The sequence below is a fragment of the Cupriavidus sp. C2SS-8b genome (assembly GCF_057073745.1).
Genome location: NZ_CP172716.1, coordinates 1,506,127 through 1,519,182, shown reverse-complemented (window position 1 = coordinate 1,519,182; position 13,056 = coordinate 1,506,127). Strand labels below are relative to the sequence as shown.

12 protein-coding genes are annotated in these 13,056 nt (G+C 65.1%); 2 read left to right on the top strand and 10 right to left on the bottom strand.

The annotated features are described in order from the left end of the window. Positions 1–13 precede the first annotated feature (13 nt). The 8 genes from ACIGJB_RS06980 to phaC all read right to left on the bottom strand — a co-directional run bounded on the left by ACIGJB_RS06980 (position 14) and on the right by phaC (position 9,510). Positions 14–640, bottom strand: a complete 627-nt coding sequence (locus tag ACIGJB_RS06980; protein ID WP_483731985.1) for a hypothetical protein — start codon at positions 638–640, stop codon at positions 14–16. A gap of 9 nt (positions 641–649) precedes the next feature. Continuing rightward, positions 650–1,834 (bottom strand): beta-ketothiolase BktB, encoded by a 1,185-nt coding sequence (gene bktB, locus ACIGJB_RS06975; protein WP_483731984.1) that lies wholly within the window; start codon positions 1,832–1,834, stop codon positions 650–652. Positions 1,835–1,937: 103 nt separating this feature from the next. Continuing rightward, positions 1,938–3,299, bottom strand: coding sequence for a 30S ribosomal protein S12 methylthiotransferase RimO (gene rimO, locus ACIGJB_RS06970; RefSeq protein ID WP_483731983.1), 1,362 nt, complete (start codon positions 3,297–3,299; stop codon positions 1,938–1,940). A gap of 145 nt (positions 3,300–3,444) precedes the next feature. After that, on the bottom strand, positions 3,445–4,449 hold the full coding sequence (locus tag ACIGJB_RS06965) for a tRNA dihydrouridine synthase (RefSeq protein WP_483731982.1): 1,005 nt from the start codon (positions 4,447–4,449) through the stop codon (positions 3,445–3,447). A gap of 222 nt (positions 4,450–4,671) precedes the next feature. Beyond that, positions 4,672–5,223, bottom strand: coding sequence for a polyhydroxyalkanoate synthesis repressor PhaR (gene phaR / locus ACIGJB_RS06960; protein ID WP_483731981.1), 552 nt, complete (start codon positions 5,221–5,223; stop codon positions 4,672–4,674). 406 nt (positions 5,224–5,629) lie between these two features. After that, entirely contained in the window at positions 5,630–6,370 is a 741-nt protein-coding gene (locus ACIGJB_RS06955; protein ID WP_483711205.1) for a 3-ketoacyl-ACP reductase, read from the bottom strand. Between the two features lie 77 nt (positions 6,371–6,447). Continuing rightward, positions 6,448–7,629: an acetyl-CoA C-acetyltransferase gene (locus ACIGJB_RS06950; protein WP_483731980.1), complete on the bottom strand. Its 1,182-nt coding sequence runs from the start codon at positions 7,627–7,629 to the stop codon at positions 6,448–6,450. A 69-nt stretch (positions 7,630–7,698) separates the two neighbouring features. Further along, the gene (gene phaC / locus ACIGJB_RS06945; protein WP_483731979.1) at positions 7,699–9,510 is read right to left on the bottom strand and encodes a class I poly(R)-hydroxyalkanoic acid synthase; all 1,812 of its coding nucleotides are present in this window, start codon (positions 9,508–9,510) and stop codon (positions 7,699–7,701) included. 405 nt (positions 9,511–9,915) lie between these two features. On the opposite strand from phaC, the gene ACIGJB_RS06940 reads away from it, so the two are divergent. Beyond that, positions 9,916–10,149 carry a hypothetical protein gene (locus ACIGJB_RS06940; RefSeq protein WP_483731978.1) on the top strand — a complete coding sequence of 78 codons (234 nt, stop codon included), beginning with the start codon at positions 9,916–9,918 and terminating at the stop codon, positions 10,147–10,149. A 16-nt stretch (positions 10,150–10,165) separates the two neighbouring features. On the opposite strand, the gene pgeF is transcribed toward ACIGJB_RS06940, so the two are convergent. Together pgeF and ACIGJB_RS06930 are read right to left on the bottom strand one after the other, a co-directional pair. Continuing rightward, on the bottom strand, positions 10,166–10,963 hold the full coding sequence (gene pgeF / locus ACIGJB_RS06935; RefSeq protein ID WP_483731977.1) for a peptidoglycan editing factor PgeF: 798 nt from the start codon (positions 10,961–10,963) through the stop codon (positions 10,166–10,168). Then, entirely contained in the window at positions 10,953–12,170 is a 1,218-nt protein-coding gene (locus tag ACIGJB_RS06930) for an RluA family pseudouridine synthase (RefSeq protein ID WP_483731976.1), read from the bottom strand. The genes pgeF and ACIGJB_RS06930 overlap by 11 nt, the downstream gene beginning before the upstream one ends. Positions 12,171–12,186: 16 nt before the next feature. On the opposite strand from ACIGJB_RS06930, the gene ACIGJB_RS06925 reads away from it, so the two are divergent. Next, positions 12,187–13,017: an outer membrane protein assembly factor BamD gene (locus ACIGJB_RS06925; protein ID WP_211948054.1), complete on the top strand. Its 831-nt coding sequence runs from the start codon at positions 12,187–12,189 to the stop codon at positions 13,015–13,017. The last annotated feature ends 39 nt before the right edge of the window (positions 13,018–13,056 follow it).

Here is a 13,056-nt window from a genome sequence, read left to right as displayed (position 1 = left end):
CGGGAAGCCGGACTCAGCGACCCTGGACCGTCGATTTGGGCGGCGCAGGCGCGTAGGTGACTGCGCTACGGGGTGTCATGTCGGAGGGCGGGATCACCAGCACGCTACCGAGCGGACGAATGGAGAAAGGAAGCACAACGGCCTGGTTGAAGGCATCGGTCCATGTGCCGCGCACGGCGCCGCTCGCGTCGATGGTGCCTTCCCAGTTGCCGGAGACGCGGGTGCCGTCGTCGGACTCTTCCATCAGGAAGCTGCCGTCCTCCCACTCGCCAGCCAGCAGGCGCACGCCGGGCACGCCGTTGGTGGTGTATTCGCCGCGCAGGCTGTCACGCTCGTCCGGCTTGGGGCCGATGCGCAGGCGCACCGGCTTGTCGCCGACCTTGCCGACGTAGACGGGCAGCCTGGCGTATTCCGGGCGCGGCGCGAGCGGTGCCATCGCTACGCCGGCGGAAGGCGCCGCGCCACGGCGCACCTCGCCTTCGCGGATGGCCTGGCTCAGGCCCAGGTCTCCTGCACTGGCTGCCGGGCCGCTCGACAACACGTTGTCATCCGCGGCCCGCGCCAGCCCCGCCCCCGCAAGCGCCAGCGCGGCAGCCAGGCCGGCCAGCGAAAGGCGCTGAAACGAGGGGCGACGATGCATCGGCAAGACTCAGACGCGCTCGAAGATCGCGGCAATACCCTGGCCACCACCAATGCACATCGTCACCAGCGCATAGCGACCCTGCACGCGCTGCAGCTCGTACAGTGCCTTGACCGTGATCAGTGCGCCGGTGGCGCCGATCGGGTGGCCGAGCGAAATGCCGGAGCCGTTCGGATTGACCTTGGCCGGGTCCAGGCCCAGCGCCTTGGTCACCGCGCAGGCTTGCGCGGCAAACGCTTCGTTGGCTTCAATCACGTCCAGGTCGGACACCGACAGGCCAGCGCGCTCCAGCGCGATCTTCGTGGCCGGGACCGGGCCAATGCCCATGGTCTTCGGATCCACGCCGGCGTGGCCGTAGGACACCAGGCGGGCCAGCGGCTTCAGGCCGCGGCGCTCGGCCTCGGCGCGCTCCATCAGCACCACCGCGGCGGCGGCATCGTTCAGGCCCGAGGCGTTGCCCGCCGTCACCGTGCCGTTTTCCTTGACGAAGACCGGCTTGAGCTTGGTCATGTCGTCGATGGTGGCGTCATGGCGCACGTGCTCGTCCGTGTCGAAGCTCACTTCGCCCTTGCGGCTCTTGAGCGTCACGGGAACGATCTGGTCCTTGAAATAGCCGGCCTTGATGGCGGCCGAAGCGCGGCGGTGCGACTCCAGCGCGGCCTCGTCCTGCTGGCTGCGGCTGATGTCGTATTCCTTGGCCACGTTTTCCGCCGTGACACCCATGTGGATGCGATGGAACGGGTCGTGCAGCGCGCCCAGCATCATGTCGACCATGGCGGCATCGCCCATGCGCGCGCCCCAGCGGGCGGCAGGCGCGAGGTACGGCGCGCGGCTCATGCTTTCGGCACCGCCACCGATGGCGATGTCGGCATCGCCCAGAAGGATGGTCTGCGCGGCGCTGACAATCGCCTGCAGGCCCGAGCCGCACAGGCGGTTCACGGTCAGCGCCGGCGCATTGGTCGTTACGCCGCCGTTGACGGCCGCCACACGGCCCAGGTACATGTCGCGCGGCTCGGTCTGGATCACATTGCCGAACACGACGTGGCCAACGTCATCGCCGGACACCTTGGCGCGCGATAGCGCTTCACGCACCACGAGCGCGCCCATATCGACCGGCGCCATGTCCTTCAGGCTGCCGCCAAAGGTCCCGATTGCCGTACGTACGCCACTCACCACTACGACTTCACGCGTCATGTCTCGTCTCCATGAGGTTATGTTGCGGTGCACAGTATAGCGGCATCGCGGGGAAATCGAACGAACGTACTTTTACCTAAAGGTATGGGCAGTAAAGGCCGCTTTATTGCACTTCACCCCACAGGTCGTGCCCGTCGGCGCCGGTGATCGTCACGTGGACGAACTCGCCTGCCCGATAGCGCTGCGATGCCTTCTCCGGCGGCGCGATATAGACCAGGCCGTCAATCTCCGGGGCGTCGGCAGAAGAGCGGCCGATGCCGCCCTCCTGGTTCACCTCGTCCACCAGCACGCGCAGGGTCTGGCCGACCTTGCGCTGCAGCCGGCGTGCCGAGACTTCCTCGGCCACTTCCATAAAGCGGGCGCGGCGTTCCTCGCGCACTTCGTCGGGCAGCGCACCGGGCAGGTCATTGGCGGTGGCGCCATCCACCGGCGAATAGGCAAAGCAGCCCACGCGGTCCAGTTCGGCCTCGGCGATGAAATCGAGCAGGGTCTGGAATTCGGCCTCGGTCTCGCCCGGGAAGCCGGCAATGAAGGTGCTGCGGATGGTCAGTTCCGGGCACACCTCGCGCCAGGCGCGGATGCGGTCCAGGGTCTTCTCGGCGTTGGCCGGGCGCTTCATGCGCTTGAGCACATCCGGATGAGCGTGCTGCAGCGGCACGTCAAGGTACGGCAGCACGTGGCCACCGTTCATCAGCGGGATAATTTCGTCGACGTGCGGGTACGGATAAACGTAGTGCAGCCGCACCCAGGCGCCGTACTTGGCCGCCAGTTCGCCCAGTGCGGCCACCAGCTCAGTCATCCGCGTCTTGAGCGGGCGGCCATCCCAGAAGCCGGTACGGTATTTCACGTCGACGCCGTAGGCGCTCGTGTCCTGCGAGATCACCAGCAGTTCCTTGACGCCGGACTTGAACAGGTTCTCGGCTTCCAGCATGACCTCGGCCACCGGGCGCGACACCAGGTCGCCGCGCATCGACGGGATGATGCAGAACGAGCAGCGGTGGTTGCAGCCTTCCGAAATCTTCAGGTAGGCGTAGTGCTTCGGCGTGAGCTTGATGCCTGCCGCCGGCACCAGGTCCTTGAACGGGTCATGCGGCTTGGGCAGGTGCGTGTGCACCGCCTGCATGACCTCGCCCAGCGCATGCGGGCCGGTCACGGCCAGCACCTTCGGATGGACCGACGACACAATGTCTTGTCCCGCCGCGTCCTTCTTGGCCCCCAGGCAGCCGGTCACGATGACCTTGCCATTCTCGTTCAGCGCCTCGCCGATGGCGTCCAGGCTTTCCTGCACGGCTTCGTCGATAAAGCCGCAGGTGTTGACCACGACCAGGTCGGCGCCGTCATAGGTGCCGCTGATCGCGTAACCCTCGGCGCGCAGTTGGGTGATGATCTGCTCGGAGTCGACCAAAGCCTTGGGGCAGCCAAGCGAAACGAAACCCACGCGCGGACTTTGGTCTTTCTGGGTCATTGATTCTGAAGGATTTTTCACGGGGAATGCGAATATAGGACAGGCGGGGCGGAGTATATCGGGTTATCTCGACGGAGGCCGGACAAGGCCGCCAGGCGCCGCGCGGAACCCTGTATTTTAACCGTTGCGAGGTTTACCCGGCGTCTCAGACCAGACATGGCCTGTCAATCGAACCTGATTCCGGGATTTGTCCGGACGTGACGTCCGGAAAACTTTGCAGCACCTGCTCGATCTGCGCCGAGTCATGGATCCTGCGGATCGCTGCGTGCAGCGCCGCAGCCTGCGGCCAGGTCCGCTTGAGATAGCTCAGCCACAATTTCACCCGGCCATGCTCATTGCCGGCATCAATCCGGTCGTGCAGCTTGCGCAGATAACCGGCAATCTGGCTCTGGACCAGCGGCCACTCCTCGTCCGATGGCGTGCTATCCATGAGCCCGCGGATACGTAGGGCCAGGAATGGGTCCGATACCGCGCCACGCCCGATCATCACATCGGCGCAGCCACTGACCGCGCGGCAACGCTCCCAATCGGCGACGGACCAGACTTCGCCGTTGGCAATGACCGGAATGTCGATGGTGTCAGCGATGCGGGCGATCCATTCCCAGTGCGCCGGGGGCCGATAACCGTGGTCGCGCGTGCGGGCATGCACCACCAGCGACGCGGCCCCACCGTCCGCCAGCGCCGTGGCGCAATCGAGCGCCAGGGCGGTATCCGAGACGCCAAGCCGCATCTTGGCCGTGACCTTGATATGTGCCGGGACCGCCGCGCGCACCGCGGTCACGATGCGATGCAGCTGCTCGGGATGCGCCAGCAGCATGGCGCCGCCACCGTGCCGGTTGACAACCTTGGCCGGGCAACCGAAGTTCAGGTCGACACCATGGGGAGACAAGGTTGCTGCATAGGCCGCATTGCGCGCCATCCACGCGGGATCGCTGCCGAGCAGCTGGATCACCATCGGCGTGCCAGCCGTGGTGTAGCCGCCCTGCAGGATTTCCGGGGTGTCCCGTTCGTAGACACGCCCGGGGAGCAGCGAGCCCGTCACCCGGACGAACTCGGAGACGCACCCGTCATAGCCTCCCAGGCCAGTCAGGACATCGCGCAGCACATAATCGGCGAGCCCCTCCATCGGAGCAAGGAAAAGCCGGCTCATGGTCAGACCGGAGCCAACGGGAATGCGCCGGATTCAAGCGGCGCCAGTTCGGAGCGGTGAAAGCTGGGAGGCATCGGGATATCGCGCTGCAGGCGAATCCGCAAGATGAGCCGCCAGTTCAGGAGGGGCGCATTTTACCTGTTTGGGCGCCGCCCCGCAGAACATGCGGGAACAGCGCCAGGAGGCGAGGCAGCGAACCGGGCGGCCCGCCGCCGGTACTTCTTACTTCTTTTCCGGCTGATTGAACGGGAACGTCCCGAACATATTCTTCGCCTGGCTCTGCATCTGCTCCTGCATCTGCACGAACAGGTTCTTGCTCTGCTCGATGTAGTTGCTCATCATGCCCTGCATCATCGGTCCCTGCATGTTCATGAACTGGGACCACATGTCGGGGCTGAAGGCCTCGCCGGAATACAGGCCCTTGGAGTTCTCGGCCAGCTTGCTCTGGATGTCGATGAAGGCCTGGATGTTCTTTTCCAGGTAAGTGCCCATCATGCCCTGCATGGCGTGGCCATAGAAGCGGATGATCTGCGACAGCATGGCACTGGAGAACATCGGCACGCCACCGGTTTCTTCTTCCAGGATGATCTGCAGCAGGATGCTGCGCGTCAGCTCATCACCGGACTTGGCGTCCACGACCTTGAAGTCCTCTGACTCCATGACGAGCTGCTTCACGTCGGCCAGGGTGATGTAGGTGCTGGTCTGAGTGTCGTAGAGCCTGCGATTGGGATATTTCTTGATCAGTCGCTCTGCGCCTTTTTTGCTCGTGGCCATCGGTGGTCTGTCCTCTTGTCGTCGCTGATGGGCGCTGCTGCACCGCATGCGGTGCAGTGCGCAAACCGGTAGGGCCGGGCCATCCGGAAGGTCCTGAAAAGTTTCTATGTGCGCACTCGCGGATTCGTTGCGAATGTGTCGCGAATCATCGCGGATTAGCCGCCAGTGGCTCGTTGCCTTCGCCCCCGCGAAGGCCGCACGTTGCACGACATTGGTGCCAGCCGTGCTTCTGCCTTGATTCTATGCCCAACAAAGCACTAAGAAAAGCCGGGTAGCTTAAGGAAAACCCGCACGCACAAACGAATTGCGGGCCCCAAAGAGCCCGCAATTCGTCTTCGACAACGCCTTGTGCGCTGCGCTGGCTGCACCGCAAAAACGGTACCTTCGCGCAGCATGCAGAGCGCGATCAGCCCATATGCAAACCGCCGTTCAGCGAGAAGTCGGCGCCCGTCGAGAAGCCCGATTCCTCCGACGACAGCCATGCACAGATGGACGCGATTTCCGACGGCTCGCCCAGGCGCTTGACCGGGATGGTGCCGACGATCTTGTCCAGCACGTCCTGGCGGATCGACTTGACCATGTCGGTAGCGATATAGCCAGGCGAAACGGTATTCACCGTCACGCCCTTGGTCGCGACTTCCTGCGCCAGCGCCATGGTGAAGCCGTGCAGGCCAGCCTTGGCGGTGGAATAGTTGGTCTGGCCGAACTGGCCCTTCTGCCCGTTCACCGACGAGATATTGACGATGCGGCCGAAACCGCGATCGACCATGCCGTCGATGACCTGCTTGGTCACGTTGAACAGCGACGTCAGGTTGGTGTCGATCACCGCGTCCCAGTCGGCACGGGTCATCTTGCGGAACACCACGTCACGGGTGATACCCGCGTTGTTGATCAGCACATCGACCTCGCCGACTTCGGCCTTCACCTTGTCGAAAGCAGCCTTGGTCGAATCCCAGTCGGCCACGTTGCCTTCGGAGGCAACGAAGTCGAAGCCGAGCGCCTTCTGCTGTTCGAGCCACCGTTCGCGACGCGGTGAATTGGGGCCGCAACCGGCCACCACGCGGAAGCCATCCTTGGCGAGACGTTGGCAGATAGCGGTCCCGATGCCGCCCATACCGCCGGTCACATATGCAATGCGCTGAGTCATGTCCACTCCTTGATTGGCTCTTCGTTATCTTCGCCCGGGCCGCGCGAATCGCCGCGCGCCCAAGGCACACCCCATTATTACTTGCGTTCGACGGCCAGCGCCACGCCCATGCCGCCGCCGATGCACAGCGAGGCCAGGCCCTTCTTCGCGTCGCGGCGCTTCATCTCGTGCAGCAGCGTTACCAGGATACGGCAGCCCGATGCGCCGATCGGGTGGCCGATGGCGATGGCGCCGCCATTCACGTTGATCTTGGACGTGTCCCAGCCCATCTGCTGGTGCACGGCCAGCGCCTGCGCGGCAAAGGCCTCGTTGATTTCCATCAGGTCCAGGTCTTGCACGCCCCAGCCCGCGCGCGACAGCGCACGCTTGGACGCCGGCACCGGGCCCATGCCCATGACCTTCGGGTCCACACCGGCATTGGCGTAGGCCTTGATCGTGGCCAGCGGCGTCAGGCCCAGCTCCTTGGCCTTGGCGGCCGACATCACCACCACTGCGGCCGCACCGTCGTTAAGGCCGGAAGCATTGGCGGCGGTGACCGTGCCAGCCTTGTCGAAGGCGGGCTTCAGGCCGGCCATGCTGTCCAGCGTGGCGCCCTGGCGGATGTATTCGTCCTTGTCGAAGGCAACGGGATCGCCCTTGCGCTGGGGAATCATGACCGGGACGATTTCATCATTGAACTTGCCCGCCTTCTGCGCAGCCTCGGCCTTGTTCTGCGAAGCCACGGCGAACTCATCCTGCGCTTCGCGGGTAATGCCGTATTCCTTGGCCACGTTCTCCGCGGTGACGCCCATGTGGTACTGGTTGTACACGTCCCACAGGCCGTCCACGATCATGGTGTCGACCAGCTTGGCGTCGCCCATGCGGAAGCCGTCGCGCGAGCCCGGCAGCACGTGCGGCGCGGCGCTCATGTTTTCCTGGCCGCCGGCCACGACGATCTCCGCATCGCCGGCCACGATCGCGTTAGCGGCCAGCATCACGGCCTTCAGGCCCGATCCGCACACCTTGTTGATGGTCATGGCCGGCACCGACGCCGGCAGGCCCGCCTTGATCGACGCCTGGCGGGCCGGGTTCTGGCCCGAACCGGCCGTCAGCACCTGGCCCATGATCACTTCGCTGACCTGTTCGGGCTTTATGCCAGCACGCTCCAGCGCTGCCTTGATGGCGATGGCGCCCAGCTCCGGTGCGGGAATCTTCGCGAGCGAACCGCCAAACTTGCCTACGGCGGTACGGGCGGCGGAAACGATGACGATATCGGTCATTTGCAGTCCTCTCAAAGGGTATCTGGGGTGGTCAGCGGATGGTCCCGTTACCGGGACCATCCGCAAGAGTCATGCCTTGGCTTTGACGTAGCGGCCAGGCGCGGGTTCGATGGCGGGATAGCGCGCATTGCCATAGCCGGTCGGCGCGGCACGCTTGGCACCGGCCTGCTTGCCGAGCCAGTTCATCCAGTCCGGCCACCAGCTGCCGTGATGTTCTTCGGCACCAGCCAGCCATTCTTGCGCCGAAGCCGGCAGGGCTTCGTTGGTCCAGTGGCTGCGCTTGTTCTTGGCCGGCGGGTTGATAACGCCGGCAATGTGCCCGGATGCGCCGAGCACGAAGCGCAGCTTGTTCTTGAGCAACGCGGTCGATGAATACGCCGCCACCCACGGCACGATGTGGTCTTCGCGCGAGCCATAGATATAGGTCGGCACATCGATGGCGCTCAGGTCGACCGGCGCGTCGCAGACAGTCAGCTTGCCGGGCACCTTCAGTTCGTCCTGCAGGTACGTATGGCGCAGGTACCAGCAGTACCACGCGCCCGGCAGGTTGGTGGCGTCGCCGTTCCAGAACAGCAGGTCGAACGGCACCGGCGTCTTGCCCTTCAGGTAGTTGTCGACCACGTAGTTCCAGACCAGGTCGTTCGGGCGCAGGAACGAGAACGTATTGGCCAGTTCCACACCGCGCAACAGGCCGCATGGCGTCCCGGACGCGCCGCCAAGCGTGGCTTCGCGCAGCTTGACGTGGGCTTCGTCGACGAATACGTCAAGGATGCCGGTATCGCTGAAGTCAAGCAGCGTGGTCAGCAGCGTCAGGCTCGCCACCGGTCGTTCGCCGCGCGCCTCCAGCACCGCCAGTGCCGTGGAAATGATGGTCCCGCCGACGCAGAAGCCCAGCGCGTTGATCTGGTCCTGGCCGCTGATGTCGCGCACCACTTCGATCGCGCGGATGGCCGCATGCTCGATGTAGTCGTCCCACGTGCGGTCGGCCATGCTGGCATCGGGATTGCGCCACGACACCAGGAACACCGTATGGCCCTGCTCCACCGCGTACCGCACCAGCGAGCTTTCCGGCTGCAGGTCGAGGATGTAGAACTTGTTGATGCAAGGCGGCACCAGCAGCAGCGGGCGCGCATAGACCTTGTCGGTCAGTGGCTTGTATTGCAGCAACTGGAAGAATTCGTTTTCGTAGACGACGGAGCCTTCGGTGACCGCTACGTTGCGGCCCACTTCAAACGCGCTCTCGTCGGTCTGCGAAATCTTGCCGCGGCCCAGGTCTTCCAGCATATTGCGCACGCCGGCCCGCAGCGACTCGCCGCCGGACTCGATCAGCCGGTTCTGCGCATCGGGATTGGTGGCCAGGAAATTGGCGGGCGACATGGCGTCGACCCATTGCGACACGGCGAAGCGGATACGCTGGCGCGTCTTGGGATCCGCCTCGACGGCCTCGGCCATCTCCGTCAGCACGCGCGCATTGAGCAGGTAGAACGCAGCGGTGTACCGATACGGCGCGTTCTTGTGCCAGGCTTCGCTGGCAAAGCGACGATCGTGCAGCTTGCCGCCGGATTCGGTATCGCCTTCAGCCAGACCGCGCCACAGGTCGGCAAAGTCGCGCATGTAGCGCTGCTGAATCTCCGCGAGCAGGGCCGGGTCGATCTTGACGCCCGCCAGCGGGCTGGCACCGAACGCCTCGAATCCGGGGAAGCCGGGGAAGCCGGCGAATCCTGGGATGCCCGGGGAAAGCCCCGCGCCGTTGCCCTGCGGGCCTTGCCACTGACGGGACCACTCCAGCCATGTTGCTGGATCCAATGGCCCCGGCGGAAACTTGAACGGTTGGGACTTGTCTTCCGCTGTGGAAGCTGCCGCACCTTTGCCGGTCGCCATGATGTTAATGTCTCTCTGCCGTCACTATGTCAGACCGGCTCCCGGGACATTGCCCTGGCCGGCACTTATGCATCTGGAGACGCAATCCGGATAGACCTGGTCAGTGCACCCGCGACCAGGAGCACCCAGGACTTCCACATGCAGCTATCCCTTCGATCTGGATAACGTCCCCTGCCCGGCTTGCACCGCACTCCGGCATGGCAGCGCCATGCGGTATGCTTGCCGGCAAAAACAAGGAAACTACGCGGGATTCCGCAACATTCGAGGCCATTGTTGCCTTGCAATGTACGCGCTGTCAATGCACAAAACCGCGTCGGCCCACACACCCGGAAAACCTACCTGCCGGTAGGGAGTCGCGGGTTCCGGGACCAGCGCGAAAGCCTATCTGCAAAGGATGAAAGTTTCATGTACATCGTAGCCATCGGATGGCTCTACGTGGCTCTGATGATGGCGATCACCGAGCACAGCATCGTTGCCGGCGTCGCCACGTTCCTGCTCTATGGCGCCGCACCGGTAGCGCTGGTGCTCTACATCATGGGGACGCCCGGCCGGCGGCGGCGCCGCAAGGCGCAGGAAGCGCGCGCCGAACGCGCACGCGAAGAGGAAAGCGCCGGCCCAGGTAAAAGCGGGCCGCAATGAGCGGCCCGCAACCGGTTCAGCTTGCGAGCCAGACGAGGCTGGCCATGCGGCCCGTCACGCCGTCGCGCCGATAGGAATAGAAGCGCTGCGGATCGGATACCGTGCAGGCATCGCCGCCGTAGACGTCCGTGCAACCCGCACGGGCCAGGCGGGTGCGGGCCAGTGCGTAGATGTCGGCCATGTACTTGCCTTCAGCGCCAGGCCGGAAGGCAGCGTCCACAGCCGCATGCTCGTTTGCCCGGGCCTGCGCCAGAAAGGCGTCACGCACCTCGGCACCGACCTCGAAGGACCCGGGTCCGATCGCGGGTCCCAACCAGGCAAGCCAGCGCGATGAAGATTTGCCGCGCGCGGCCTGCATGCGCGACAGCGTGGCCTCGATCACGCCGCTGCACAGGCCACGCCATCCCGCGTGCGCCGCGCCCACCACGGTCCCCTCGGCATCGCACAACAGCACGGGCAGGCAGTCCGCGGTCATGATCGCGCACACCTCCCCGGGCGCGACCGCCACACTCGCATCGGCGCGCGGAGCCGCCGCGCCCGACTTTGCGAGATGATCGACCGTAGCCACCGCGCAGCCATGGACCTGCTCCAGCCACAGCGGCATGGCGGGCAACTGCGCGGCCAGCCGTGCACGGTTTTCGGCGACATGCGCGGGATCATCCCCGACATGCGTGCCAAGGTTAAGACCGCCCGGTTCACCGCCGTCCCTCCCATACACGCCACGGCTCACGCCGCCCGCGCGCGTGGTGGATAACGCGCACACCGAGGCGGGCGCGGGCCAGTCCGGCTGGAGCCACGCGGGATCAGTCGTCATCGTCGTCCCCGTTGGCCCAGATGATCTCGGGACCGTCTTCCCAGTCTTCGTCGTCCCAGTCCTCCTCATCGGCATCGCTCTCGGCCTCGCCGGCGGAGAAATCGAGCGCATCGATCAGGGCCTGGAGGTCCTCCGGCGGTTGCGCGGTCCACTTCATCGCCTTGCCCGTGGCCGGGTGCACCAGCCCCAGCTGGAACGCGTGCAGGGCCTGCCGCTCGAAGGGCACCGGCAGCTGAACGCGCACGGCCGGCCGCTGGCCGCGTTGCGTGGCGCGGAAGTAGACGGGATCGCCCACGAGCGGATGGCCAATCGATTCGAAATGCACGCGGATCTGGTGCGTGCGCCCGGTTTCGAGCTGGCACCGCACCATCGACACGAAGCTGCGCCCGAGCGGCACCGTCGCCAGCGTGCGGAAATGCGTGCGCGACGGCTTGCCGCTGCTGGTATGGACAATGGCCATGCGCGTGCGCTCGCGCGGATCGCGGCCGATCGGCGCATCGATGGTGCCTTCGTCGTACGTGCGGCCCCACACCAGTGCGAGGTACGTTCGCTTGACTGTACGCGCCTGCAGCTGGCGCACGAGGTCGGTCTGCGCCGTCAGCGTGCGCGCCACGACCATCAGCCCCGTGGTTTCCTTGTCGAGCCGATGCACGATGCCCGCGCGCGGCAGGGCCGCCGCGCCAGGGTAACGGTGCAGCAAGCCGTTGAGCACCGTGCCACTCCAGTTGCCCGCGGCGGGATGCACGACCAGCCCGGCCGGCTTGTTGACGACGAGCAGCGTTTCATCCTCGTACACGATGTCCAGCGGCACGTCCTCCGCGGCGAACGCCTGCGATTCCGGCGCGGCCTGCGGCTGCACCTCGATGCGGTTGCCCATCTGCACCGCATCGCGCGGCCGGCGCACTTCGCCGTCGACGCGCACGGCGCCGCTTTCGATCCACTGTTGCAGCCGGCTGCGCGAGAATTCGCTGAAATGCCGAGCCAGGAGCTTGTCCAGGCGCTCGCCATGTGCGGCACTATCGACTTCCAGGATCAGCGGTATGGCAAGATCCGCCGCGGGTGCCGGTGGCACCTCGTCGGCGAAGTCTTCGACCTCATCGTTGTCGGCCAGGGATGCCTGGACGCGCACCTGATCGGGTGACTGTGTTCCCGGGCCGGATTCTGGCTGGGGGCTTGGGCTATAATGCTTGACGCTATTTTTCTTCATCCGGGATACGTTGCCCATGCAATTGCTGAGCATGAAGCGCGCAAATTGGCGCGCGGGATTTGGAGCGATTCTGCTCGCAGGCGGCTGCGTCATGCTGTCGGCATGCGGCCTGCTCGCTGACCAGCCCGACGAGACTGCCGGCTGGTCGGCCAACAAATTATATTCGGAAGCCAAGGACGCCCTGGACGGCGGCGACTACACACGCGCCGTCAAGCTCTACGAAAAGCTCGAGGGCCGCTATCCGTTCGGCCGCTACGCGCAGCAAGCGCAGATCGATACCGCCTACGCCAGCTACAAGGATGGCGAGACGGCGGCGGCGCTGGCCGCGGTGGATCGCTTTATCCAGCTGCACCCGAGCCACCCGAATATCGATTACGCCTACTATCTCAAGGGCCTGATCAACTTCAACGACAACCTGGGCTGGCTGGGCCGTTTTTCCGGCCAGGACCTGAGCGAGCGCGACCCGAAGGCGGCCCGCGCGGCCTACGACGCCTTCAATACGCTCGTCACGAAGTACCCGGACAGCAAGTACACGCCTGACGCCACCGCGCGCATGCAGTACATCGTCAACTCGCTGGCCCAGCACGAGGTGCACGCCGCCCGCTACTACTACAAGCGCGGCGCCTATCTCGCGGCGGTCAATCGGGCCCAGCAGTCGCTCAAGGACTACGACGGCGCCCCGGCCAACGAGGAAGCGCTGTACATCATGATCCGCTCGTACGACTCGCTCGGCATGAAGGACCTGCGCGACGACACGGCACGCGTGATGGAACGCAACTTCCCCAACAGCGACTACATCAAGTACGGCGAGCGCCGCAAGGACAAATCCTGGTGGGAAGTGTTCTGATTGGCGGCGACGCAGGGCACTGATCCTGCAACGCACAGA